This window comes from Pontibacter silvestris, assembly GCF_020907275.1.
GTDB classification, from domain to species: Bacteria; Bacteroidota; Bacteroidia; order Cytophagales; family Hymenobacteraceae; genus Pontibacter; species Pontibacter silvestris.
Window position 1 is genome coordinate 1 of sequence record NZ_JAJJWI010000091.1, and the last position, 820, is coordinate 820.

General features: G+C 57.6%; 2 rRNA genes. Both read right to left on the reverse strand.

From position 1 onward, the window contains the following. Positions 1-96, reverse strand: a 5S ribosomal RNA gene (rrf, locus tag LN995_RS22275); the annotation flags it as partial. Positions 97-212: 116 nt separating this feature from the next. After that, positions 213-820: ribosomal RNA gene (locus LN995_RS21690) — 23S ribosomal RNA — on the reverse strand; the annotation flags it as partial.

Sequence of the window (820 nt, forward strand, 5' to 3'; positions counted from 1 at the left end):
CTCTCCCACCTGTGACGGCAGTACCATCGGCGCAGCCGGGCTTAACTTCTCTGTTCGGGATGGGAAGAGGTGAACACCGGCGCCATAGCCACCATTATCTTTGCCGCAGTCTTGGTTGCGGTACGTGCTTTTTTCAGTTTCTTGACTTTTGGAAGGGAGAAGGCAGAGCAGGTAAGAGGCGGGCCGGCTATCGCCGGTGGAGCCTTCGGCTCCTTTAGAACGCGCTCGGGCAATTAGTATGGCTCGGCTTTGACATTTCTGCCTTTGCACCTGCCACCTATCAACGTCATCGTCTCTGACGGCCCTTAAGGGAGATCTCATCTTGGGGCGGGTTTCGCACTTAGATGCTTTCAGCGCTTATCCCGTCCGAGCGTAGCTACCCTGCGCTGCGGCTGGCGCCACAACAGGTCCACCAGAGGCTCGTCCAACCCGGTCCTCTCGTACTAAGGTCAGCACCCCTCAAATCTCCGACGCCCACAACAGATAGGGACCGAACTGTCTCACGACGTTCTGAACCCAGCTCGCGTGCCACTTTAATCGGCGAACAGCCGAACCCTTGGGACCTTCTCCAGCCCCAGGACGTGACGAGCCGACATCGAGGTGCCAAACCTCCCCGTCGATATGAGCTCTTGGGGGAGATCAGCCTGTTATCCCCAGAGTACCTTTTATCCTTTGAGCGATGGCCCTTCCATGCGGAACCACCGGATCACTATATCCGCCTTTCGGCCCTGCTCGGCTTGTGGGCCTCACAGTCAAGCACCCTTGTGCTATTGCGCTCTGCGTACGGTTACCAAGCGTACTGAGGGTACCTTTGAAAGCC